General features: G+C 72.8%; 20 protein-coding genes. 6 read left to right on the top strand and 14 right to left on the bottom strand.

Annotated elements, in window-relative coordinates; all coding sequences use genetic code 11:
- Window positions 1-9: 9 nt before the first annotated feature.
- Window positions 10-720 carry a hypothetical protein gene (locus tag ABZ794_RS14695; protein WP_357516013.1) on the top strand — a complete coding sequence of 237 codons (711 nt, stop codon included), beginning with the start codon at window positions 10-12 and terminating at the stop codon, window positions 718-720.
- 108 nt (window positions 721-828) lie between these two features.
- Here ABZ794_RS14695 and folE read toward each other — a convergent pair whose 3' ends face one another.
- The 4 genes from folE to ABZ794_RS14675 form a co-directional block, all read right to left on the bottom strand.
- Entirely contained in the window at window positions 829-1,494 is a 666-nt protein-coding gene (gene folE, locus ABZ794_RS14690) for a GTP cyclohydrolase I FolE (protein ID WP_091403265.1), read from the bottom strand.
- A 35-nt stretch (window positions 1,495-1,529) separates the two neighbouring features.
- Entirely contained in the window at window positions 1,530-3,548 is a 2,019-nt protein-coding gene (gene ftsH / locus ABZ794_RS14685) for an ATP-dependent zinc metalloprotease FtsH (protein ID WP_210780805.1), read from the bottom strand.
- 425 nt (window positions 3,549-3,973) lie between these two features.
- Window positions 3,974-4,549, bottom strand: coding sequence for a hypoxanthine phosphoribosyltransferase (hpt, locus tag ABZ794_RS14680; protein WP_210780804.1), 576 nt, complete (start codon window positions 4,547-4,549; stop codon window positions 3,974-3,976).
- 100 nt (window positions 4,550-4,649) lie between these two features.
- Complete coding sequence (locus tag ABZ794_RS14675) at window positions 4,650-4,895, bottom strand: hypothetical protein (RefSeq protein WP_238667229.1); 246 nt, start codon at window positions 4,893-4,895, stop codon at window positions 4,650-4,652.
- A gap of 42 nt (window positions 4,896-4,937) precedes the next feature.
- Here ABZ794_RS14675 and ABZ794_RS14670 point away from each other — a divergent pair, with 42 nt between their 5' ends.
- On the top strand, window positions 4,938-5,900 hold the full coding sequence (locus ABZ794_RS14670; RefSeq protein ID WP_203121473.1) for a helix-turn-helix domain-containing protein: 963 nt from the start codon (window positions 4,938-4,940) through the stop codon (window positions 5,898-5,900).
- Window positions 5,901-5,915: 15 nt separating this feature from the next.
- Here ABZ794_RS14670 and tilS read toward each other — a convergent pair whose 3' ends face one another.
- The 3 genes from tilS to dacB all read right to left on the bottom strand — a co-directional run bounded on the left by tilS (window position 5,916) and on the right by dacB (window position 9,574).
- Window positions 5,916-6,908, bottom strand: coding sequence for a tRNA lysidine(34) synthetase TilS (gene tilS / locus ABZ794_RS14665; RefSeq protein ID WP_357515863.1), 993 nt, complete (start codon window positions 6,906-6,908; stop codon window positions 5,916-5,918).
- A 10-nt stretch (window positions 6,909-6,918) separates the two neighbouring features.
- Window positions 6,919-7,989 carry a zinc-dependent metalloprotease gene (locus tag ABZ794_RS14660; protein WP_091403614.1) on the bottom strand — a complete coding sequence of 357 codons (1,071 nt, stop codon included), beginning with the start codon at window positions 7,987-7,989 and terminating at the stop codon, window positions 6,919-6,921.
- 94 nt (window positions 7,990-8,083) lie between these two features.
- Entirely contained in the window at window positions 8,084-9,574 is a 1,491-nt protein-coding gene (gene dacB / locus ABZ794_RS14655) for a D-alanyl-D-alanine carboxypeptidase/D-alanyl-D-alanine-endopeptidase (RefSeq protein WP_357516011.1), read from the bottom strand.
- A gap of 506 nt (window positions 9,575-10,080) precedes the next feature.
- Here dacB and ABZ794_RS14650 point away from each other — a divergent pair.
- The gene (locus ABZ794_RS14650; protein WP_210780802.1) at window positions 10,081-10,587 is read left to right on the top strand and encodes an inorganic diphosphatase; all 507 of its coding nucleotides are present in this window, start codon (window positions 10,081-10,083) and stop codon (window positions 10,585-10,587) included.
- A 31-nt stretch (window positions 10,588-10,618) separates the two neighbouring features.
- Here the strand turns inward: ABZ794_RS14650 and eccD are convergent, their stop codons facing one another.
- Entirely contained in the window at window positions 10,619-12,022 is a 1,404-nt protein-coding gene (gene eccD, locus ABZ794_RS14645; protein ID WP_238690417.1) for a type VII secretion integral membrane protein EccD, read from the bottom strand.
- A 101-nt stretch (window positions 12,023-12,123) separates the two neighbouring features.
- On the opposite strand from eccD, the gene eccCa reads away from it, so the two are divergent.
- From eccCa to ABZ794_RS14630, 3 genes are all read left to right on the top strand, one after another.
- Window positions 12,124-16,107, top strand: a complete 3,984-nt coding sequence (gene eccCa, locus ABZ794_RS14640) for a type VII secretion protein EccCa (protein WP_238690416.1) — start codon at window positions 12,124-12,126, stop codon at window positions 16,105-16,107.
- A gap of 74 nt (window positions 16,108-16,181) precedes the next feature.
- The gene (gene mycP / locus ABZ794_RS14635; protein WP_357515860.1) at window positions 16,182-17,522 is read left to right on the top strand and encodes a type VII secretion-associated serine protease mycosin; all 1,341 of its coding nucleotides are present in this window, start codon (window positions 16,182-16,184) and stop codon (window positions 17,520-17,522) included.
- A gap of 52 nt (window positions 17,523-17,574) precedes the next feature.
- On the top strand, window positions 17,575-18,366 hold the full coding sequence (locus ABZ794_RS14630; protein ID WP_210780798.1) for a phosphatase PAP2 family protein: 792 nt from the start codon (window positions 17,575-17,577) through the stop codon (window positions 18,364-18,366).
- A 27-nt stretch (window positions 18,367-18,393) separates the two neighbouring features.
- Here ABZ794_RS14630 and ABZ794_RS14625 read toward each other — a convergent pair whose 3' ends face one another.
- From ABZ794_RS14625 to ABZ794_RS14600, 6 genes are all read right to left on the bottom strand, one after another.
- Window positions 18,394-19,572 carry a MarP family serine protease gene (locus ABZ794_RS14625; protein WP_210780797.1) on the bottom strand — a complete coding sequence of 393 codons (1,179 nt, stop codon included), beginning with the start codon at window positions 19,570-19,572 and terminating at the stop codon, window positions 18,394-18,396.
- A 63-nt stretch (window positions 19,573-19,635) separates the two neighbouring features.
- Window positions 19,636-20,328: a CoA pyrophosphatase gene (locus ABZ794_RS14620; protein WP_357515857.1), complete on the bottom strand. Its 693-nt coding sequence runs from the start codon at window positions 20,326-20,328 to the stop codon at window positions 19,636-19,638.
- Window positions 20,325-21,017 (bottom strand): TlpA disulfide reductase family protein, encoded by a 693-nt coding sequence (locus ABZ794_RS14615; RefSeq protein ID WP_357515855.1) that lies wholly within the window; start codon window positions 21,015-21,017, stop codon window positions 20,325-20,327. Before ABZ794_RS14615 ends, ABZ794_RS14620 begins: the two co-directional genes overlap by 4 nt.
- On the bottom strand, window positions 21,014-21,802 hold the full coding sequence (gene nth, locus ABZ794_RS14610) for an endonuclease III (protein WP_357515853.1): 789 nt from the start codon (window positions 21,800-21,802) through the stop codon (window positions 21,014-21,016). Before nth ends, ABZ794_RS14615 begins: the two co-directional genes overlap by 4 nt.
- A 41-nt stretch (window positions 21,803-21,843) precedes the next feature.
- Window positions 21,844-23,022, bottom strand: a complete 1,179-nt coding sequence (locus ABZ794_RS14605; RefSeq protein ID WP_357515851.1) for a CapA family protein — start codon at window positions 23,020-23,022, stop codon at window positions 21,844-21,846.
- An 11-nt stretch (window positions 23,023-23,033) separates the two neighbouring features.
- Window positions 23,034-23,741, bottom strand: coding sequence for an adenosylcobinamide amidohydrolase (locus ABZ794_RS14600; RefSeq protein ID WP_210780792.1), 708 nt, complete (start codon window positions 23,739-23,741; stop codon window positions 23,034-23,036).
- Window positions 23,742-23,884: the final 143 nt, after the last annotated feature.

The following is a 23,884-nucleotide window of genomic DNA, read 5'->3' as shown; positions in this document are numbered from 1 at the left end:
GTGGATCCGATCGCGACGGTGACCGGGCCGGGGCGGCAGCGGGCAGCTGCGGCGACCGGAGACGCGACGCCACGGGCGGTCGAGCCCAGCGCTGCCTGGACGGAGTATCTTGCGGCCGCCCGCCAGTTGGACGGGGTACGCCGGGGCGCGGCTACAGCTGCCGGTGAGCAGGCCCGGTCGGCGGAGGCCGCCCGGGAGGAGTTGACGGTGGTCCGTACCGGGCTGGCGAGTCAGCAGGAACGGCTGCGCGAGTTGGCCATACCGGCGATCTCCCTGGTGCCGTCGCCGCCGGAGCTGACCGAGGCGGCCCGGTCGATGGCGGGTGGCCCGGCGGCCGTTTTGGCGGCGCTGCGGACGGCGCGTGGTTGGGCCGAGGCGGCGGACGCTGCGCTGGCCGCGCGCCGCCGGTTCCGGCCCGGGTCCTGGCCCGCGCGGGCGCGCAACCTCCTGGTGTACGGGCCGTTCGCGCTGCTGGTGCCACTGATCCAGGTCGTGGTTCTGGCGACGACGGGGGTGGGACCGGCCACTGTGGCGGCGTTGATCTGCGGGCTGCCGATGCCGGCGGTCGCGTTCGTCGCCGGTTGGATCGGCATTGGCCGGTTGTTCCGGGTCAGCCCCACCGAGCGGCTCGACCGTACGGTGCGTTTCGGCGCGCTGGTGTGCCTGGTGCCGGCGGTGCTGGCCACGGCCGGCCTGCTGTTGGCGCTGCTCGCCGGCTGACCCGTCGGGCCGGAAGGCCGCCCGGCCGGAACGACGCCGGGCGGGTGGGGGAAACGCAACGGCCGGCCGTCCCGGATGGGTGTCGGCCGGCCGTGGTGCGTCGGGGTGTCAGCGGGGGATGATCAGCGCCATCGCCTCGGCCCGCGACTTGGAGTCCGACTGCAGGATGCCGCGTACGGCCGACGTGATGGTCTTGGCACCGGATTTCTGGATGCCGCGCATCGCCATGCACATGTGTTCGCATTCGAGCACGACGACGACGCCGCGTGGTGCGAGTTTGCTCATCAGCAGGTCGGCGACCTGCGACGTGAGCCGTTCCTGCACCTGCGGACGACGGGCGAAGACCTCGACGAGTCGGGCCAACTTGGACAGGCCGGTGATCCGCCCGTCGGGGCCCGGGATGTAGCCGATGTGCGCGCTGCCCCGGAAGGGCAGCAGGTGGTGCTCACAGAGGCTCATCACGTCGATGTCCCGGACGATGACCAGCTCTTCGTGGTTGGCCTCGAAGGTGGTGCTGAGCACCTGGGCCGGGTCGACCCGCAGGCCGGCGAAGAGTTCGGCGTACGCACGGGCGACCCGGGCCGGGGTCTGCTGGAGTCCGTCGCGGTCCGGGTCCTCGCCGACCGCGATCAGGATCTCGCGGACGGCTTTCTCGATCCGGCCGAGGTCGACCGCGTCCTCGACGGGGCGGCCGGTCAGTTTGCCGCTGATCAGCCGCGCGGCCACGTAGTCCAGCTCGTCGTCGCCGTCGGGTTCGGTCGCGGAGACGGCCAGCTCCCGGTGTGGGGAGCTGGCCGTCGGGTCGTTGCTCAGTGCGTGCCGTCCGAGTTGTTGGACGGCGCGACGCCGCCGACCGACGCCTGCGCGCCGTCGGCCTGGGCCTGCGCCTTGAGCTTGTCCTTCTCCGCAGGGGTGAGCACGGGCGGCTCGGTGGAGGGCTGGCGCTTGCCGAAGCCGTTGTACGGCGCCAGCGGCGGGCGCTTGACCACCCGGGAGCAGATCCGCGCCATGTCGGCCGTGGAGAGGGTTTCCTTCTCCATCAGCTCGAGCACGATGTTGTCCAGGACGTCCCGGTATTCCACCAGGATCTCCCATGCCTCGTCGTGCGCCAGCTCGACCAGTGCCCGCATCTCGCCGTCGATCTCGGCGGCCACCGAGTCCGAGTAGTCCCGCTCGTGGCCCATGTTGCGGCCGAGGAACGGCTCGTCCCCGCTGGTGCCGTACTTGATCGCGCCGAGCTTGGAGCTCATGCCGTACTGGGTGATCATCGCGCGGGCCAGTTGGGTGGCCTTCTCGATGTCGTTGCCGGCGCCGGTGGTCGGCTCGTGGAAGACCAGTTCCTCGGCGGCGCGACCGCCCAGCGCGTACGCCAGGGTGTCGATCATTTCGGCGCGGGTCTGGGTGTACTTGTCTTCGGTCGGGAGCACCAGGGTGTGGCCCAGCGAGCGGCCACGGGACAGGATCGTCACCTTGTGCACCGGCGCGGCGTGCGGCAGCGCCCAGGCGACCAGAGCGTGACCACCCTCGTGGTACGCGGTGATCTTCTTTTCGTTGTCGCTCATGACGCGGGTCCGCCGCTGCGGACCGGCGACCACCCGGTCGATCGACTCTTCCAGCGAGTCGTTGCTGATCGCCCGCTGCTCCTTGCGAGCGGTGAGCAGGGCCGACTCGTTGATCACATTGGCCAGGTCGGCGCCGCTGAAGCCCGGCGTACGGCGGGCCACCGCGTCGAGGTCGACGTCGGGCGTGAACGGCTTGCCCTTGGCGTGCACCCGCAGGATGGCCTTGCGGCCCTCCATGTCGGGGGCGTCCACCGGGATCTGCCGGTCGAACCGGCCCGGGCGCAGCAGCGCCGGGTCGAGGATGTCCGGCCGGTTGGTGGCCGCGATCAGGATGACTCCGCCCTTGGTGTCGAAGCCGTCCATCTCGACGAGCAGCTGGTTGAGCGTCTGCTCCCGCTCGTCGTGGCCGCCGCCCATGCCGGCGCCACGGTGCCGGCCGACGGCGTCGATCTCGTCGACGAAGACGATCGCCGGGGCGTTGGTCTTGGCCTGCTCGAACAGGTCACGGACCCGGCTGGCGCCGACGCCGACGAACATCTCCACGAAGTCGGAGCCGGAGATGGAGTAGAAGGGCACGCCGGCCTCGCCGGCGACCGCGCGGGCCAGCAGCGTCTTGCCGGTGCCGGGCGGGCCGAACAGCAGCACGCCCTTCGGGATCTTGGCGCCCAGGGCCTGGTACTTGGCCGGGTTCTGCAGGAAGTCCTTGATCTCGTACAGCTCTTCGACGGCCTCCTCGGCACCCGCGACGTCCGCGAAGGTCGTCTTCGGAGTGTCCTTGGTGATCATCTTGGCCTTGGACTTGCCGAAGTTGAGCACCCGGGAGCCGCCGCCCTGCATCTGCGACATGAAGAACAGCAGCAGGAGCACGAGCAGCGCGATCGGCAGCAGGTTGACCAGCAGGCTCACCCAGATGCTGTCCGAGGAGACCTTGGCGTCGGCCGGGCCGGTGACCCGGTTGTTCGCCTTGGCGTCCAGCACCTCGTTCCAGATCTCGTCGCCGACCTGGTACGGGAACTGGGCCTCGATCTTGTTGGTCTCGGTCTTGCCGAACTTGGTCTTCTGGGCCAGGTCCAGCTGGAGCGTCTGCTCCTTGTCCTGGAAGACCACCTTGTTGATCTTGGCGGTGTGCAGTTGATCGAGCGCAACGGAAGTGTCCACGCGGTGGTAGCTGGGACCACTGGTGAACAGCTGACTGAGCACAACGGCGCCGAGGATGACCAGGATGATCCAGACCACCGGTCGGCGGAAGAAACGCGTACGTTCCATACTGTTGTCGAGCGCCGGGGCGCCCGCATCCTCCTGATCGACGTCCTGACCGTCTGATGGTGTCGCCGCGTTGAGCGGCGGCCGGGGCCGCCGTGCGGGCCAGCCTCGACCCCGAGGCGCGAAAACTACCGCGCCGCGGTCATTCGACGGTACACCGTGCACGCGAGGAGTGAGCTTGCGAGCCCCGCAGTCGTGCACCATCAAAGACCGCGTACGGGTGGAAGCCGGCGTGGCGGGGAGTCCGGCTCGGCCACCCGAGCGCCCGGTCACGCGATCGAGAGGGTCGAGCGCGGAGAAACCTCCGGGCCACCGTGCTACACGGTAACCGCATCAGCTGAGAGCGCGCTGAACGTCGGCTTGATGGATGCCGATGCAAGTAGGGCTCATGTCGACCGGTGGGCCACCGTGCCGGGTCGGGCCCGACGTCAGGAGCGGGCGTAGACCTCGGGCTTGAGCACCCCGACGTACGGCAGCTCCCGGTAGCGCTCGGCGAAGTCGAGGCCGTACCCGACCACGAACTCGGTGGGGATGTCGAAGCCGACGTACTTCACCGGGACCGGCACCTTCACCGCGTCCGGCTTGCGGAACAGGGCGACCACCTCGACGCTGGCCGCCGAGCGCGACTCGAGGTAGCGCAGCAGCCAGGAGAGCGTGAGCCCGGAGTCGACGATGTCCTCGACGACGACCACGTGCCGACCGGCGATGTCCCGGTCCAGATCCTTGAGGATGCGGACCACCCCGGAGGAGGTGGTGCCCTGGCCGTAGGACGAGATGGCCATGAAGTCGAGCTCCGCCGGCGGGCCGTTGCGGCCCAGCGCCCGGGCGAAGTCCGCCATGAACATCACCGCGCCCTTGAGTACGCACACCAGCAGCAGCCCGTCGCCGACGTGGGAGTAGTCGGCGGAAACCTGCTTGGCCAGCTCCGCCGTCTTCTCGCGGATCTGCGCCTCGGAAATGATCACGTGGTCGATGTCGGCGTCGTACCAGGAGCCGTCAGCCATGACTCCTAGCCTGCCGTACGTCGGATGGCCTCCGTCGGCGGGGCCGCACCTTTTGGCGCGGTCCCGCCGAGGATTTTCCGGGCAAATAACGCTAAAGACATCAGTTGGTGCGTGACCGCCAGCGGCGGCCATCGTCGCTCGGCTTCCAGTCGGCCGAATCGTGGCTGTCGACGGTGAGGCCGGCCGCCGAGGCGGCGGCGAGGAGGACGAGGAACAGGAGGATGAACAGGAACTCCATGGCGGCGCTCGCTTTCGCATGATTGCTGTCGGTTTCGCCGCCGGTGCGCACCGGACTGAGACCAGTCTGCGACCTCACGAAGCGACCGGACAGTGGCAGGAATGCCATCGGTCATCGATTTACTGCCACCTGTCGGGTTACCCTCGTCACATGCTGCGGTCCGTTGCCGTCCTCGCCCTCGACCAGGTCGCTCCCTTCGAGCTCGGCGTGCTCGCCGAGGTGTTCGGCACCGACCGGACAGCCGACGGTTTCCCCGCCTACCGCTTCCAGGTGTGCAGCCCGGACGGCGCTCCCGTGCGCACCTCGTCCGGCTTCCACCTCACCCCGCACGCCGACCTCGGCCCGGTCGACGAGGCCGACCTGGTGGCCATCCCCGCGCACAGCCAGGGCACCACAGTCCCCGGCCCGGTGCTCGACGCGCTCCGCCGGGCCGACGCCCGCGGAGCGCACCTGTTCAGCGTCTGCTCCGGAGCCTTCCTGCTCGGCGAGGCCGGGCTGCTCGACGACCGCGAGTGCACTACCCACTGGCGGTACGTGGACGAGCTGCAACGCCGACACCCGCGCGCCCGGGTGCGGTGCAACTCGCTCTACGTCCAGGACGGCCGGTTGCTCACCAGCGCCGGCACGGCGGCCGGCATCGACGCGTGCCTGCACCTGATCCGCCAGGAGCACGGCTCGGCCACCGCGACCCGGCTGGCCCGGCGGATGGTGGTCCCACCGCACCGCGACGGCGGTCAGTCCCAGTACGTCGAGGCGCCCATCCCGAAGGCGCCCGAGGCACCCACCCTCGAACCGGTGCTCGAGTGGCTGATGGGTCACCTGGACCGGACGATCACCGTGGAGGAGTTGGCCGCCCGCGCCGGCATGGCGCCCCGCACGTTCGCCCGCCGGTTCCGCGCCGAGACCGGCACCACCCCGCACGACTGGCTCACCAACCAGCGGGTGCTGCTCGCCCGGCGGCTGCTGGAGGAGACCCCGTTGAGCGTGGAGGCGGTCGCCGACCAGTCCGGCTTCGGCGACGCGGCCGCCTTGCGCCACCACTTCAGTCGCCGGGTCGGTGCCACCCCGCACAGCTACCGGACCACCTTCCGGGACCGGGCGCACAGCGGCTGAGACCGGCCGGGCAGGTCAGGTGGGGCGCACCGAATCCAGTCGGCCGTCTCGGCGCAGCACCCGGACACCGCCGGGCAGGTCGGCCGGGCCCTGACCGTGCCAATCGGTCACCAGGGCGTCCAGGGCGGCGACGTGCCGGTGCGACAGGGCAGCGGGCAGCGCGCCCAACTCGCGGGCCCAGGAGTGCAGCACCCGGCCGCGTACGGCGGGAACCAGGCCGAGCAGCGCCGGCACGGACAGCCCTCCGTCGGGGCACCGGGCCGCCGCCAGCGCCGTCCCCGCCAACTCGTCGAGCGCCGCGTTGTCGGCGGCCACCAGCCGGGCGGTACGCGCCAGGTTGTCCACCACGCCCGGCCCGAGCGCCCGCACCAGCGCCGGCAGCAGGTCGCCCCGCACCCTCGACCGGGCGTACGACGGGTCGCTGTTGTGCGGGTCCTGCCACGGGCTCAGCCCGAGCACGGCGCAGGCGGCGCGCGTCTGCTCCCGACCGATCTCCAGCAGCGGGCGCAGCAGTGGCACCCCGCCCAGATCGCGTCGGGCGGGCATCCCGGCCAGCCCTCGTGGGCCGGCGCCCCGGGCGAGCGCGAGCAGCACCGTCTCCGCCTGGTCGTCCCGGGTGTGCCCGGTGAGCACCGCGACGGCGTTCTGCTGCCGGGCCGCCTCGGTCAGCGCCTGGTAGCGGGCCTCACGGGCAGCCGCCTCCGGCCCGCCGGGGCGCCCGGCCACCTCCACCCGGACCACAGTCGCCGACCCGAACCCGACACCTCGCCCCCAGGTGGCCACCGCCTCGGCGCGCTCCGCGGAACCGTCCTGCAAGCCGTGGTCGACGGTGACGAGCGTCGCGTCGCGGCCCAGCCGCGGCGCCACGAAGGCGGTGGCCGCCGCGAGCGCGAGCGAGTCGGCACCACCGGAGCAGGCGACCAGCACCGGACCGCCGGACGGCAGACCGGTCAGGGCGCGGCGGACCGCCACCCGGATCGCGGCCACCGACGGAGCGAGCGCGGCCACCGGCGGGTGGTCAGCCAGCGGCCGGGATGGTGCCGGCCGGGCCGTGCACCCGGGCGACCCAGGCGTCCGGGTCACCCAACTCCGACAGTCGAGGCAGGGTCAGCGGCGAGTTGAAGATCGAATTGAACCCGTCCATGCCGACGCGTTCCACCACCCCGTGCACGAACTTGCGTCCCTCGGCGTACTGGCGCATCTTGACGTCCACCCCCAGCAGCCGGCGGATCGCCTTCTCCAGCGGGTTGCCGGCCTCCCGGCGTCGGTTGAACGACGCCCGGATCCGCTCCACGCTCGGGATCACCTGCGGGCCGACGCCGTCCATCACGAACTCGGCGTGCCCCTCCAGCAGGGTCATCAACGCGGTGAGCCGGTCCAGTACGGCCCGCTGTGCCGGGGTCTGCACGATGTCCAGCACGCTGGTGCGGCTCTCCGGGTCACGGACCGCGTCGGACAACGTGGCCACCCCGCGCCGCAACCGCTCGACCAGGTGCTCACTTCCGCTGGACGAGGCGTCGACGAACGCCTGCACCTCGCTGAGGAAGTAGGCCCGCATCCACGGCACGGCCGTGAACTGGGTGCGGTGGGTGACCTCGTGCAGACACACCCAGAGCCGGAAGTCCCGAGGGTCGGCGCCGAGCTTGCGCTCCACCTCGACGATGTTCGGTGCGACAAGCAGCAGCTGGCCCGGGTCGGCCGAGAAGACCTCGTACTGGCCGAGCACCCGGCCGGAGAGGTAGGCCAGCACCGTCCCCGCCTGCACCCCGGTGAGCCGGGACCCGATCGCCTCGGTCAACGCGCCCGGTTGCTTGTCGCCGGAGAGCCGACTCACCAGCGGTGTGATCACCTCGCGGAGACCGGCGATGTTTGTCGCGGCCCAGTCGCGGCGATCGACCACCCGGACCGGCGGATGCGACACCTGCGCCCGCAACCCCGTGTAGTCGGCCACGTGCCCGGCCGCCTCGTCCGTCAGCCGACGCAGGTCGCCGACCACGTCGGTGGCTTCCGCGTACGACACGCGGGGGCCAGACTTGCTCAACGCCCCCGCGGTGGCGGCGGCCAGATCCCAGTCCACGAACTGCGCCATGAACCCACCGTACCCGCGCCGCGACACCCCGGCCCGGGCTCGCGCCCTCGATCGACGCCGATGGCGACCGCGTCGCCCCCCGGACCGGCGACGGTCAGCCGCAGCCGCAACCGGCCAGCGCGGCGGCGATCCGGTCCAGTGCCGGCTGGGCGGTGTCCCGGTCCCCCGGCACCTTGTCGGTGAGCACCGCGAAGGTCAACAGCCGCCCATCGGCGGTGGTGACCAGGCCCGCGACGGAGTGCACGCCGGTCAGGGTGCCGGTCTTGGCCCGGACGCTGCCCGCGCCCGCGGCGGTGCCCGCGGTGTTGCGGTAGCGCTCGTTCAGGGTCCCGGACCAGCCGCCCACCGGCAGACCACCGAAGACGCCGGCCAACTCCGGATGGTCCGGGCTGGCGGCCAAGCGGATCAGATCGGTCAGCAGCGACGGGCTGATCCGGTTGAGCCGGGACAGGCCGCTGCCGTCGGAGACGCTGATCTCGTCGGCGGGCAGGCCCAGCTCCGCCACCTCGGCGTCCATGGCGGCGGCGCCGCCGTCGAACGAGGCGGGCTGACCGCGGGCCAACGCGACCTGCCGGGCGAGCGCCTCGGCCACCAGGTTGTCGCTCTCGCTGATCATGACGTCGACCAGCCGGATCAGCGGCGGAGACTGCACCACGCCGAGTTCGGTACCCGGTGCCGGGCTGGCACCGGCCGCCGCCTGAGGCGGGGCCGCACCCCGCTTCACGGAGTCGGTCGGCACCCCGAGCAACCGGGCGAACGCCTTGCCGGCGGCCAGGTCCGGCTCGGCGAACCGCGGGGCGGACCCGTGCTCGACACCCGGGTCGGTACGCGCGCCGTCGGTCATCAACGCGGTCACCGCGCCGCCCGAACCGCCGGTGGGGATGTCGTCGTCCCAGCCGGGGCCGTAGACCGGGCCGGAGTAGACCGAACCGTCGACTGTGACACTGGTCGGGGGCGTGCCGCCGAGCGCGGTACGCACCTGGGCGGCCAGGTCGTCGAGGCGCGCCGCCCCCGGGTAGTAACCCTTCTTGTTGATCGCGAGGGTCGGGTCGCCGCCCCCGACGATCACCACCTCGCCGGCCTTCGCGCCGGCCACGGCACGGGTGGGAATCCGGTAGCCGGGCCCCCGGGCCGCCAGCACTGTCACAGCGGTAGCCAGCTTCGTCACCGAGGCGGGCACGGTGCCGTCGTCCGCTCCCTTGGCGAACAGCGTCTGACCGGTGATCACGTCGGCGACCGAGACGTTCACCCGGTCGCCCAGGGCGGCGACGCCGACCAGTGGATCGAGCACGGCCCGAACCCCGTCCGGGGTGGGCACCGGGGCGTTCGAGTCCGGGCCGCCCAGCACGTCCGACGGGGCGGGTTCCGGAGTCACGCCGACAGCGTTCGGCCCGGACCCGGCGTCGTCGCCCAGCCATCCGGCGACCGGGCCGGGACGGGTGATCACGACTCCGACGCTGGCGAGCACCAGCAGGAGCACGGCGGCCAGCACCACCGGCAGCCGTCTCCGGCGGCGCGACGCGGCGACTGCGGGCGCGGGCGCGGCGTCGGCGGGTGCCGGCAACGCGGAGATCGGCGGGCCCACCGGGGGGACGCCGCCGGGGCCGGTCGGCCCGGGATCGAACGACGGGCTGAGCGGCGCAGGGCTGACCGGGACCGTGGCACTGCCGCGTGGCGGGCCGCTCACCGGTTGCTCACCGCCGGCTACCGGGAAGTGACCCGCGTTCGGAGCGGGCGACGCCGGCCCGGCCGGCGGGCGCCAGGGCAGCGGCGGGGGTCGCTCGGGCACCGTCTCCGGTGCCGGGGTCGGTGCGTCGGGAGCCCGTGGAAGGTGCGCCTCCGGCACCGGGACCCGCCCCTTGGCACTGCCGGAGCCGGATCGTCCGGTACCGTGCGCGGAGCCCCCGTCCGGGCGGTAGTGTGAATCTTCCCTCCCCACGACCCCCTCCTCCCCCAGCGAAAATCGGCTTGGGTGACACTACTTCGGTCCGAAGACTATGCGGCGGCCGGAGTCGGCGGGTGGGCATTCACCTGTCCGGAGGGCCGCCATTGGTTCCGTTAGCCAGCGTGGGCAGACGAGGGAGCGTGCAGATGGATTTCGACGTGACGGTTGAGATCCCCAAAGGTCACCGGAACAAGTACGAGGTGGACCACAAGACCGGCCGGATCCGGTTGGACCGCACCCTCTTCACCTCCACCCAGTACCCGGCCGACTACGGGTTCATCGAGGGCACGCTGGGCGAGGACGGCGACCCTCTGGACGCCCTCGTGCTGGTCCCCGAGCCGACCTTCCCGGGTTGTCTGATCCGCTGCCGCACCATCGGCATGTTCCGGATGACCGACGAGAAGGGCGGGGACGACAAGGTCCTCTGCGTGCCCTACGAGGACCCCCGCCAGGAGCACCTGCGCGACATCCACCACCTGGGCGAGTTCGACCGCCTGGAGATCCAGCACTTCTTCGAGGTGTACAAGGACCTGGAGCCCGGCAAGTCGGTGGAGGGCGCGACCTGGGTCGGCCGCACCGAGGCCGAGGCCGAGATCCACGCCTCCTACCAGCGGGCCCGCGACGCCGAGGCGCGCGGCGAATCCACTCACTGACGACCGCTGACGCACCGGGCCCGAGGGCCGCTCAACCGAGCAGCCCTCGGGCCCGGTCGTACAGGTCGAGCACCGCGCAGGCGATCGGCACCACGGCGACCACCAGGGCCGTGTCGGTGAGGTCAGCGATCCTCCCGAGGTACGGCGAGACCGGCCGGCGGGCGTACCCGGTGCCGCTGGCGACCGCCACCAGGGCCAGCGCCGCCCCGCCCAGGACCAGCACCAGCCGCCCCGTCTCGTCGGCCCGACCGACCAGCACCGCACCCAGCGCCGCGTAGCCGGCCAGCCCGGCGAGCACCGTCGGCACCCGGTGTCGCAGCGCCACGAACAGCCGCGACCTCAGCAGCAGCACGGCCGAGGTGACCGCCACCAGCACCCGACCGGCCGTGCCACCGGCGGCCACGAGTACGACAGCGGTGGCCACCACGAGCAGCGCGTGGCCGATCAGCATTCCGGTGAGCATCTCCTCGGTGCGGATCACCGCGGCGTGCACCCGGCCCCGGTCCGGCAGGTCCCGGACCCGCTCCGGCTCCTCCGCGGAGGTGGCGGCCGGCAGGGTGATCGGCGGCAGGGGTAGCTTGCCCAGCCGGATGGCCAGCAGCGGGATCACGCCGACGGCGAAGACCAGTGCGCTGAGCAGCACCGCCGCCGTCCCGGCCGTGGTCATCAGCAGCCCACCGAGCGCGGCCCCCGCACCGATCAGGCCGACAGTGACACCGGCCACGAAGACCCGCAGCCGACTGGCCACCCCGAGGAGACCGATCAACGCCGCCAGCAGCAGCGCGACCGAACCGGCCAGCAGTTCGGGAGCGCCCACCCAACGGGCCGGCCCGAACGGTCCGACCGGGTCGCCGGAGCCGACGGCCAGGGCACCGGCAGTGAACGCGTAGGGCAGCGCGTAGCCGCCGAGCGTCGCCCCGGCGGCGCCGTCGCCGTTGGCACGGGAGGCGACAGTGGCGGCCACGGTGAGCACCAGCGCCACCGCGACGGCCGCCAGCCAACCGGCCCGCTGCGTCGGGCCACCGGAGAGCAGGGCGAGCAGCCCGACCGCGAGCGGTACGGCGGCACCGGCCAGACCGGCTGCCCGGGTGGCGGTGGGCGACCAGGCGCCGCCCCGGCGGCGAGCGCCGTCGGCGATCGCCTCGATGACGTCGTCGTACTCCAACTCGGGCCAGTGCGCGCGGGCCGGCACGAGGTGCAGCACCTCGCCGTCGCGGACCCCCTGCGGCAGCAGCGCCTGTGCGGTCACCAGCAACGCCCCGTCGGTGCGGCGGAGCACCCAACCGCCGTGCTGCTCGCCGTCGTCGGCGAGCCCGACACCGGCGTGCCGGAGCACGTCGGGCAGCAGCTCGGCCAGGGGCACCTGCTCCGGCAGGGCGACGTCCACCCGTCGTTGCGGCGCGCTGATGGTGACGCGTGCCAGCCCGGTAGTCATCGACTGGTCTCCATATCGACTGGGATCGGAGGCTGCGCGGACGACAGGACTTTACCTACCATGAGCCAGGCTCGGGTTACCCAGCGCTGTCAGGAGGCCGAGTGTCCACCGTCGTCATCAAGCGCCCACCGCGCCGACCAGCGCCGGAGATTCCCGCCGGTGAGCTGTCGGTCGACGCACCGCCGGAGATCCCCGTGGTGACCGGCGGGCGGTGGCAGCAGCTGCTCATGCTGCTGCCCATGCTCGGCGGCACGGTCGCGATGGCGATGATGTTCGGCCGGGGCGGCGGGGCCTACTCGTACGTGGTGGGCGGCATGTTCGGGCTCTCCTCGTTGGCGATGCTCGTGACGTCCTGGGGCAGCGCCTCCGGCACCCCTAAGAAGTCCGAGATGATGGCCGCCCGCAGGGAGTACCTACGCCACCTGGCCACGCTGCGGCGGCGGGTCCGGCGGACCGCGGGCCAGCAACGGGCCGGGCTCTACTACCGGCACCCGGATCCGGGCCGGCTCTGGTCGACGGTGGACAGCCACCGGGTCTGGGAGCGGCGCCCCGCCGACCCCGATTTCGCCGTGGTGCGGGTCGCCGTCGGGCCGCAGACACTGGCCACCCCACTGATCCCACCGGTCACCCGGCCGCTGGAGGAGCTCGAGCCGATGACCGCCGGCGCGCTTCGCCGCTTCCTGGACGCGTACTCCGTGGTGCCGGACCTGCCGGTGGCGCTGTCGCTGCGCAGCTTCGCCCGGGTGCACGTGCGACCCGCCGGCCGCGGCAGGGCGACCACCCCGACCACCGGTGGGCCACCCACCGGCGACCCGGCGGCGCAGGCCCTGGTCCGGGCCGTGCTGACCCAGCTCGCGGTCTTCCACGCCCCCGACGAGCTGCTCGTCGCGGTCTGCGCCGGGCCCGAGCGCCGCGCCTGCTGGGAGTGGGTGAAGTGGCTCCCGCACGCTCACCACCCCGGTCGCACCGACGCGCTCGGCCCGGTACGCCTGGTCACCAGCTCGGCCGCCGAGTTGGAGTCGCTGCTGGCCGACGTGCTGGCCACCCGGTCCCGGTTCAGCCCGGCCGGCCCGGCCACCGACGGCCCACACGTGGTGGTGGTCCTCGACGGCGGCGACCTGACCGGTGCCAGTGACCTGACCGGCGACGGCGGCATCGACGCGGTCACAGTGCTGGACCTGGACACCCCTCCGCCCCGACTGCTGGACCGGTACGCGCTGCTGCTGGAGTTGCACGGCCGGCGGCTGCACTCGCGGTCGTCCGACGGGTACGCCGAGGTGGGCACCGCCGACCAGTTGGACCTGGCCGACGCCGAGGCGGTCGCCCGACGGTTGGCGCCGCTGCGGCTCGCCGGCGCGGCCAGAGGGCCGGACGCCCCGCTCCAGGCCGACCTGGGCCTCCCCGAGCTGCTCGGTCTCGGTGACCCGGAGAGCTTCACTGCGGAACAGGGCTGGTTGCCGCGCTCGGCACGGGACCGGTTGCGGGTGCCGATCGGGGTGGGTGCGGACGGCGGCGCCATCGAGCTGGACCTCAAGGAGTCCGCCCAGGACGGCATGGGCCCGCACGGCCTGCTCATCGGGGCGACCGGCTCCGGCAAGTCCGAGCTGCTCCGCACGCTGGTGCTGGGGCTCGCCGCCACGCACAGCTCCGAGCAGCTCAACTTCGTGCTCGTCGACTTCAAGGGTGGCGCCACCTTCACCTCGTTCGACCGGCTGCCGCACACCGCGGCCGTGATCACCAACCTGGCCGACGCGTTGCCCCTGGTCGATCGCATGGTGGACGCGATCAACGGGGAGTTGGTCCGCCGCCAGGAGCTGCTGCGGCGGGCCGGCAACTTCGCCAGCGTGCGCGACTACGAGCGGGCCAGGGCGGCCGGCAGCCCCCTCGCCCCGCTGCCGTCGTTGCTGCTGATCTGCGACGAGTTCTCGGAGCTGCTGTCCGCCAAGCCCGACTTCATCGACCTGTTCGTGCAGATCGGCCGGCTGGGCCGGTCGCTCGGCGTGCACCTGCTGCTCGCCAGCCAGCGCCTGGAGGAGGGCCGACTCCGCGGGTTGGACACCCACCTCTCGTACCGGATCGGGTTGCGCACCTTCTCGGCGCTGGAGTCCCGGACGGTGCTCGGCGTGGCGGACGCGCACGAGCTGCCCCGCTCACCGGGCCACGGCTACCTGCGTGCCGGCACCGACCCGCTGGCCCGGTTCAAGGCCGCGTACGTCTCCGGTGCCGTCCGCCGTCGGGCCGCGCCGGGTGGCGTCGCCGCCGAGGGGGGCGCGCGGCTGCTGACCTTCACCACCCACGTCGTACCGGTGCCCGAGCCGGCGGCCCCGGTCGTGCCCGTCGTGGCGGAGGAGGAGGGCACCAGGACGCTGCTCGACCTGCTGGTGGACCGGCTCGTCGGGCAGGGCCCGCCGGCGCACCAGGTCTGGCTCCCGCCGCTCGGCCAACCGCCGGCCCTGGACGAGCTGCTCGGTCCGGTCGAGGTGCACCCGAAACGCGGGCTGACAGTGGGCAACCCGGAGCTGCACGGGGCACTCGGCGTGCCGATGGCGGTGGTGGACAAACCGTTGGAGCAGCGCCGGGACCTGCTCTGGCTGGCGCTGGACGGCGCTGCCGGGCACGTCGCGGTGGTCGGTGCGCCGCAGAGCGGCAAGTCCACCGCCCTGCGCACGCTGATCTGCGCGCTGGCACTCACCCACACACCGGCCGAGGTGCAGGTCTACTGCCTCGACTTCGGCGGCGGCGGGTTGGCCGCGCTGCGCGACCTCCCGCACGTCGGCGGGGTGACCGGCCGCGCCGACCCGACCGCCGTACGACGCACCGTCGGCGAGATGACCACCCTGCTGGTCGACCGGGAACGCCGCTTCGCCGAGTTGGGCGTGGAGTCGATGGCCGCGTACCGCCAGCGGCGGGCGGCAGCGGGGACGGTGGGCCAGCCGGGCACCGACCCGTACGGCGACGTGTTCCTGGTGATCGACGGGTGGACCACCATCCGCGGCGAGTACGACGACCTGGAGCCACTCGTCACCGACCTGGCCACCCGGGGTCTGTCGTACGGGCTGCACGTGGTCGCCACCGGGCTGCGCTGGCTGGATTTCCGCCCGGCGATCCGGGACCTGTTCGGCTCCCGGCTGGAGCTGCGCCTCGGTGACCCGGCCGACTCGTTGGTGGCCCGGCGTGCGGCCGCGAACGTGCCGGAGCGCTCCGGCCGAGGGGTGACCGCGGAGGGCCTGCACTTCCTGACCGCGCTGCCCCAGCTCGGTACCGCCGGTGGAGACACCGCCGGCCTGGTCAAGAGGGCCGCCGACGGGTGGGCGGGTGCTCCGGCGCCCCGGGTGCGGCTGCTCCCGCCGGTGCTGCCGTACGCCGATCTGGACCTCACCTCGACGACCGGGCTGCGGCTGCCGATCGGGATCGCGGAGGCGGACCTGCGTCCGGTCCTGCTCGATTTCGCCACCGAGCCGCACTTCGTGGTCTTCGGGGACTCGGAGTGCGGCAAGTCGTCGTTCCTGCGCGCGCTGGCCACGTCGATCATCACCCGGTTCACTCCCGAGCAGGCCCGGGTGATCCTCGTCGACTACCGGCGCAGCCTGCTCGGCGCCATCGAGACGCCACACCTGATCGGGTACGGCACCGCTGCGGCACACACCGCCGACCTGGTCGAGTCGGCCGCCGGTTACCTGGAGCGGCGGGCTCCCGGGCCGGAGGTCACCCCGCAGCAGCTGCGGGACCGGTCCTGGTGGTCCGGGCCGGAGCTGTTCGTGCTGGTGGACGACTACGACCTGGTGGCGGCGGGGCCGGCGAACCCGTTGCGCGCACTGGAGGAGCACCTGCCGCACGCCCGGGACATCGGGCTGCACCTGGTGCTGGCCCGCCGCTCCGGCGGGGCGAGCCGGGCCCAGTACGAGCCGATCGTGCAGCGCCTGCGGGAGCTGTCCACGGCCGGCCTGGTGATGGCGGGCAGCCCTGAGGAGGGCGCACTCGTCGGGCCGGTGCGACCCGGGCCGCTGCCGCCGGGGCGTGGTCGACTGGTCACCCGGCGGGAGGGCGTACGCCTTGTTCAGTTGGCACAACTGCCGCCGCAATGAGCTGACTCGCCGGTTCTTCCCGTGACGGGTGGGGAAACCGGTAATCTCCGATCGTCATGGTTCCGTCGGGATGAATGGCTGAGGATGTGACTGGGGTGCGGTACAGCGGTCCGTCAGCGGCCCGACGAGCGACCGGCCGGGCGCTGCTCGGCGTGGCCGCGGCGCTTGCCGTCGTGGCCCCGACCGCGGCAGCCGTGCCCGTCGCCGCGCCCACGAACGGTGGACAGCTCGCCGGCGCGCCGATGGCGTTCGCCCCCGGTGACGCCGTCGCCCGCACCGATCAGGTCCGCGACGAGCAGTGGCAGCTCGACGAGTTGCAGGCCGAGACGGCGTGGCGCAGCTCGACCGGCCGGGGCGTAACAGTGGCGGTGGTCGACTCCGGAGTGGACGGCAACCATCCCGACCTGGTCGGCCAGGTGCTGCCCGGCAAGGACCTGGTCGGCCCCGGTGGCGCCCCGGGCCCGGATCCGGTGGGTCACGGCACCACTGTCGCCGGCCTGATCGCCGGGCGCAGCGACGACAAGCGGGGCGTGGTCGGCCTGGCACCGGACGCCCGGATCCTGCCGGTCCGCGTGCTGGACGAGGAGAACCGTTACGACGACGCGCTGATCGTCGCCCAGGGGGTCCGCTGGGCTGTCGACAACGGCGCCCGCGTGATCAACCTGTCGCTGGGCGGCAGCGGCGACAGCCCGGCCCTGGCCGCGGCCCTGGACTACGCGTTCGTCCGGGACGTGGTCGTGATCGCCTGCACCGGCAACCTGGCCACCTCCACCAGCACCAAGGTCTGGTACCCGGCTCGTGAGCCGGGTGTGATCGCGGTGTCGGGTCTCGAACGCAGCAGCGACAACCTGTGGTCCGGCTCGATCACCGGCCGCGCGACGGTGCTCACCGCTCCCGCCAGCGGGCTGGTCGGCGCCAAGCCTCCCGGCGGGTACTGGCGGGTGCAGGGCACCAGCTTCGCCGCGCCACTGGTGGCGGCGACCGCCGCGCTGGTCCGGTCCCGCTATCCGCAGATGCCCGCGGGCGAGGTGGTCAACCGGTTGTTGGCCACCGCCCGGGACCTGGGCCCGACCGGGCGGGACGACCGCTTCGGGTACGGGGTGGTCGACCCGGTGGCCGCGTTGACCGCTCAGGTGCCGCCGGTGACCGCCAACCCGCTGGACGACCAGACGTCGCCGGGCGTGACCGGTTTCGGTCCGGCACCCGGCTCGGTCGACGACGATCCGGTGGCCGGTGCCGGTAGCGATCCACTCGGTCTCGCCGCATCCGGTCAGCAGAGCCGTTGGACGGCTCGGGCGGCCGGCGGTCAGGACACCTCCGCGCCGGAGCAACTGTGGACCGTTGTCGTGCTCCTCGTCGCTCTGGTCGGCGGTGCGGCCCTGATGGTGCGCCGGCTGCGTCAGCGGACCCGTTGATCGCGACCGGCCGCCAGGCCTGACCGGCTGCCCAGCCGGGTAGAACGGACCCATGAGTACGCACCAGGCGCCCACCCTCGCCCCCACCGGCCAGCCGTCCTGGCGGCACCGCCGATTCGACCCGGACCATGCGCTGGGTCTGCGGCTCACTCTCGCCGCGACGGCGGCGTTCCTGGTGCTGGTGCCGTTCGCGCTGCTCACACTGCTGGTGCTCGGCGCCTGGGCACCGCTGCACCGGCTGGACACGGCGGTCACCGACGCGCTGCACCGCTACGCCCAGGATCACCCGGCGTGGGTCGTGCTGATGCGGGTCTGGACCGAGGTGTTCGCACCGATGCCACTGCGCGCGGTCGCCCTGCTCCTGGTGGTCTGGCTGCTGCGCCGGGGAGCCCGCCGGCTGGCCCTCTGGGCGACCACCACCATGGTCGTCGGCGGGTTGCTAGGTCCGCTGCTCAAGTTGCTGGTCGGCCGGGACCGGCCGGAGTTGCTGGACCCGGTGGCCCGGGCCGCCGGTTACTCGTTCCCCTCCGGGCACGCGCTGAACGCCACCCTGGCCGCCGGGGTGCTGCTGCTGGTGCTCCTGCCGTACACCGGGCGGGGGGCGGCGCGGGCCGCGCTCTGGGTGGCGGCGGTCCTGCTCACAGTGGTGACCGGGCTGAGCAGGGTGGCCCTCGGCGTGCACTTCACCAGCGACGTGGTGGGTGGATGGTTGCTCGGTGTGGCAGTGGTCGCGGCCACCACCGCCGCGTTGACCAGTTGGCGGGCACACACCGGTCTGCGGCCGGTCCGGCCGACCCGCGACGGCGTCGCTCCCGAGGTCGAGCGGCAGCCGGGAGCGGCCTGAGGAGCTGAGCCGACCCTGCGGCGACGCTCAGGTGCACTCGCCGGTGGCGACCTGCCGGTTGCGTTCGGCACCGGCCAACGCCACCGGGCGGGCCTCGGCCGCCGTCACGGCGAAGCCGGTGTTCGGGTCGTCGGACGCCGCCGCGAAGATCACGCCGAGCACCAGGCCGTTGGCGGAGAGCAGCGGACCTCCCGAGTTGCCGCTGCGCACCAGCGCCCGGATCGTGTAGATCTCCCGGGTCACCTCGGTGGACGAGTAGATGTCCGGGCCCTTGATCCGGTCGACGTCCCGGACCCGCGCCGACTGCGCGTTGTACGGGCCGTCGAGCGGGAAGCCGAGCACGATGGCGTCGGAGCCACTGCCCGCGTTGCCGGCGGCGAACCGCAGGGACGGCCCGGGCAGCCCGGGCACGAGCAGCACCGCGAGATCCCGGTTCGGGTCGTAGACCACCACCTTGCCGTCGTACCGCTCACCGCCCAGCTCCACGGCTACCGAGCGGGTGCCGGCGACGACGTGCGCGTTGGTCATCACCCGGTCGTCCGCGTACACGAAGCCGGAACCCTCGATCCGGCGTGAGCAGCTGGGCGCGGAGCCGAGCACCTTCACGACCGACTGCTGACCGTTGACCACCACCTGCGAGCCGGCCAGTGCCGGGTCCGGTGGGTCGACCTGCCGGGCCCGGGTGGGCGCGAGGTCACCGAAGACGTCCGGGAACCCGTCGGTGTCGACGGTGTCCTCCAGCGCCGTGGAAAGCTGTTGGGCCCGCTCCGGCAGGACCTGGTTGACCACCGTGATCAACGCGCTGTTGCGGACCGAGGCGGCGAGCCAGGGCACCGAGGACGAGCCGAGCGGCACCGCGACCAGCCAGGCGAGCAGGAGCACCGCGAACAGCGAGACGAGCGCCCCACCGACGTCGTCTGCCCGTTTGCCCACGTCGCTGGTGATCGTCTTACGCAGGTGCGAGCCGAGCCAACCGGCGAGTGCCTGCCCGACCACCGCCAGCCCGAAGATGGCCACCAGCGAGATCAACACACGGGTGCCGGCGTCCACGAACTGTCTGGCGAACAGCGGCCCGAGCTGGAGACCCAGCAGCAGCCCCAGGAAGAAGCCGGACAACGACGTGACGCCGATGACGAAACCCTGGCGGTATCCGCTGATCGCGAACACGAGCATGAGCAGCAGCAGGACGAGATCCACGACGGACACGGGTCAAGCGTACGGGCAGTGTGCCCACCGGATGACCATCGCTTGCGGATGGTGACCGTGCGTTCAGCGCAGGGCGTTCTCGTCTGCCTCGTCGGTGCCGGCGGACGGGGCCGGTGTCGCCCCGGTCGGCGGAAGCTCCACCACCCGGCCGCGCGGCCACGGACGGGCCCAGCCGCCCATCTCGAGCAGGGTGGCGAGCACCCCGGCGGTGAAGCCCCAGACGAGCATCCCGCGAGCCGAGAACGCCGGCCCGATCCAGCCGCTCGGGTGCCGGACCCGCAGTCGGTTGGCCGGATCGACCAGCTCGCTGACCGGCAGGCGGGCGACGTGTGCCACCTCGGCCGGCTCCCGTGGGTGCACCGGGTGCGGGTCGTGCCACCAGGCCAGCACCGGCGTGACCACGAAGTCGCTGACCGGGATCCACAGTTTCGGCAGCTCGGCCAGCACTGTCACGCTGGCCGGGTCGAGGCCCACCTCTTCGTTCGCCTCGCGCAGGGCGGTGGCGCGGACGTCGGCGTCCTCCGGGTCTGCCGCACCCCCGGGAAAGGCGGGCTGGCCGGCGTGGTTGCGCAGGGTGGCGGCGCGTTGCAGGACCAGCACGTCGGGACCCGCGCCGGGCTGCTCGCCGAGCAGGACCAGCACGGCGCTCTCCCGACCACCCTCGGCCGGCGTGGTCAGCCGGGTGAAGTCCTCGGCGCGGGCGGTGCCCAGCCGGGTCAGCAACGGCTCGATCCATTCGGGGGGCCGACGGGTCACGCCGGCACCGCCAGACCGAGGTGCTGGCGGACCAGCTTGGCGAGCTTGGTGTCGTCGAGAGCGCCGCTGGCGTCGATGTGCCGGACCTGACCGTCGGCGTCGACGAAAATGGTCAGCGGAATGGCGTTGCGCTTCAGCTCGCGCTGCAGCGCCTCGCCCTGGTCCACCAGGATCGGGAACCGGACGCCGAAGTCCTCACCGATGGACTGGGCACCGCCCCGGCTGTCCCGACTGTTGACCCCGACCACCTGGAGCTGACCGGCGGCCCGCTCGCTGAGGCGCTGGAAGGCGGGCAGCTCCTTGCGGCACGGCGGGCACCAGGAAGCCCACACGTTGATCACCGCCGGCCCGGCCACCTCCCGTAGCACGACGGGTGCACCGCCGGTGAAGCAGGAGAGCGTCAGCTCCGGCAGCGCCGACCCGCCGGCGGCGCGGGCCGTCGAGCCGGACGTTCCGGAGGCCGTCGGGCCCGAGCCGGGCGACGCGGGAGTCGCCGTTGCGGGGGTCGCCGTGCCGGAGCCGGGCGACGTTGCCGTGGGCGCCGTGCTCAGCGTGGCGCAGTCGCGGAACGGGGATGGTCGCTCGGCGGCGGCCGGGCGGGGAGCCGGCTCGTCGTCGGCCGTGCCGCTGGTGCAACCGGTGACCGCCAGCAGCAGCGGCAGGACGGCGAGGGCGAGGCGGCGGTTCACGGCACCTCCGCCGTGATCGCCTGCGCCGGCACCAACTCCGGGTCGACCCCGGCAGCCACCGCGAGGTCGCGCGCCCGAGGGCCCTTGAGCAGCTTGACGGCGGCCGCCGGCTCGGTCGGGCCGGTGCCGTACGAAGGGCAGAGCTTGGCGAGCGTGCAGGCGCCGCAGGCCGGCTTGCGGGCGTGGCAGACCCGTCGCCCGTGGAAGATGATCCGGTGCGAGAGCATGGTCCAGTCGCGCTTGTCGTACAGCGCGCCGATCGCGTGCTCGATCTTGACCGGGTCGGTCTCGGTGGTCAGCCGCCACCGGTGGACCAGTCGCTGAAAGTGCGTGTCGACTGTGATGCCCGGGACGTCGAAGGCGTTGCCGAGGATCACGTTGGCGGTCTTGCGGCCGATGCCGGGGAGCGTCACCAGGTCGACGAGCTTGCCCGGGACCGCGCCGTCGTACCGGTCGAGGAGGGCCTGACCGAGCTTGAGCAGTGAGTCGGTCTTGTTGCGGTAGAAGCCGGTGGGCCGGATCAGCTCCTCCATCTCGCCCCGGTCGGCGCCGGCGTACGCGGCAGCGCTCGGGTAGCGGGCGAAGAGCTTCGGGGTGACCTCGTTGACCTTCTTGTCCGTGCACTGCGCGGACAGGATCGTGGCGACGGCCAGCTCCAGAGCGTTGGAGTGGTCCAGCTCACAATGCGCGTCGGGATGCGTCTCGGCCAGCACCCGGCCGATCTTGCGGGCACGGCGTTTGCGCCCGAGATCGGTCTCGCTGGCACCGGGAGGGCTACTGGTCACGACGGTCAGCCTACGTCGCACCCCGGACGCTCCCCGTCGGGTCAGCCGGCGGTCGGCGGCGAGATCTTTCCCTGCCCGTCGAGGCGAGCACCGCCCTTCGGGAAGTCGGTGCGGCTCAACTCGGTGACCAGGCCCAGACCCCGGTCGTCCGGGTCCATGGTCGGCTTGCCGGCGGAGTTCATGTACGTGGAGGTGAACGAGCCGCCGGCCCAGCTGCCGTCCGGCTTGAGCGACACCTTCAGCACCCCGCCCCAGCCGAGGCGGCCGTCGTTGCTCAGCGAGTTGCCGCCGCCGGCGAAGTTGCCCAGGCTGTACGCGATCAGGCGCCCCTTGTAGAACTCCATCCCGCGCAACACGTGCGGGCCGTGCCCGACGATCAGGTCGGCGCCAGCGTCGATCATGGCGTGCGAGAACTTCACCGGGTCGCCCCGGTTCTCGCCCAGGAACATCTCGGTGCCCGGCTTCACCCGGGTCTTGTCGGCGCCCTCGCCACCCATGTGCACCTGCACCACTACCAGGTCGGCCATGGTGGCGGCCTTGGCGACCACCGCCTTCGCCTTGTCGATGTCGACGAGGCTGTTGGACCAGACGTACGACGAGAAGCCGGCGACGGCGACCTTGACGCCCTTGACGTCGACCACTGTGATCTCGTTCGGTGCGCCGGTGTGCTCCAGGTCGTACTTCTTCAGCGCCTTCTGGGTGTTCTCGTAGCCCTTGGGCCCGTAGTCGTAGCCATGGTTGTTGGCCTGGTTGAGCAGGTCGAAGCCCGCGTCGCGCAGGTGGGCGGCGTACTCCGGCGGGGCGCGGAACTGGAAGCAGCGGGTGGAGTTCGCCCCGCACTTGCCGGTGCCGGTGTCGACGGTCAGCGGCTCCTCCAGGTTGCCCATCACCAGGTCGGCCTTGAGCGCCTCGGTGACCGAGTTGAAGAAGCCCTTCCCGCCGGCTGTGGGCAGCCGACTGGGCGCGTTGCCCATGATGATGTCGCCGGTGGCGGAGAGCGAGATCGCGTCACCCTGACCGGACGATGCGGGCCCGGTGGCCTTCGGGCCGGCCGTGGAGACCGGCGCGCCGGTGCCACCACCTCCCGCGCCGGGCTGCCAGACGGGTGCCTCACCACCGGGGTCGGCGCAGCCGGCCACGAGGAGGGCGGCCAGCAGCGCGGCGAGGCCGAGGGCGACGCGGCGGCGCGGGCGGGACGCGAGGGGGGCGGGAGCGTACATCGCCCGCGACCCTACCGGTCGTTAAACGCGCCGACGACAGCCGATCGGTTGGACTTTGCGCCGCTGAGCTGGTCGGACCACGGCACGACCGGCCGGGAACCACCGGCGAGCACCGCCGCGTGCACCGCTCGGGCGAGGGGGGCACCCCAGGTGGAACGCGGCCCGCCGTACGCGGCCTCGGGTCCGTCCACCGGGCAGAGCACTGTGACCGCGTCGGTGGGTGTGCCGGTCCCCGGCATTCCCAGCTCGGTGATCGCCTGGGTCTTCGCCTCGGTCGCGGTGGCCACAGCGTTGACCAGCGCCGAGTCGGCGAGCCGGGCCGGCACGTAAACAACGATGTTGACGGTGCCGACGCGTGGGGTGAGCGCGGCCGGCGTCGGAGCGGCCGCGGGCACCGGCGTGCCGAGCCCGACCGTCGCCCAGGCCCGCACCCCGGCGTCGGTTCGCGCCACCACCTCGGCCACATCGACGCCGGTCAGCAGACCAATTCCGGGCCCGTCGAGGGCCAGCTCGGCGGCGAGCGAGGCCAGGTGGGCCGCGGGGTCCTCCCGGTCGTACGACATCGGCACTGTCGCGTTCAACACCCACCGCCGGACCCCGATGCCACCGCCCAGCGGGGCACTGCTGACCGCCCGCAGAGGCACGTCCGCGCGCCAGACGAGCAGCGGGACGTGCCGCCCGTCCTCGGCGCGGCTGGTCAGAGTCGGCTCGCTTAGCACGTCGGGCAGGTTACGCCCACCGATCAAGATTCCAGGGGCGACCTCTGATTCATGCTCACGTGCGCCTAGACTTGGCGGCGCGCGAGGGGATCAGCGGACGGCGGCCCCGGCCGACGGACGGCACGCGCAACCGGAGGTGCGCA

Origin of the sequence: Micromonospora sp. NPDC047187 (assembly GCF_040643355.1) — a bacterium.
Lineage (GTDB): Bacteria > Actinomycetota > Actinomycetes > Mycobacteriales > Micromonosporaceae > Micromonospora > Micromonospora salmantinae.
Note: the sequence above shows the minus strand (reverse complement) of the source record. Positions and strands in the feature narration are given on the sequence as shown.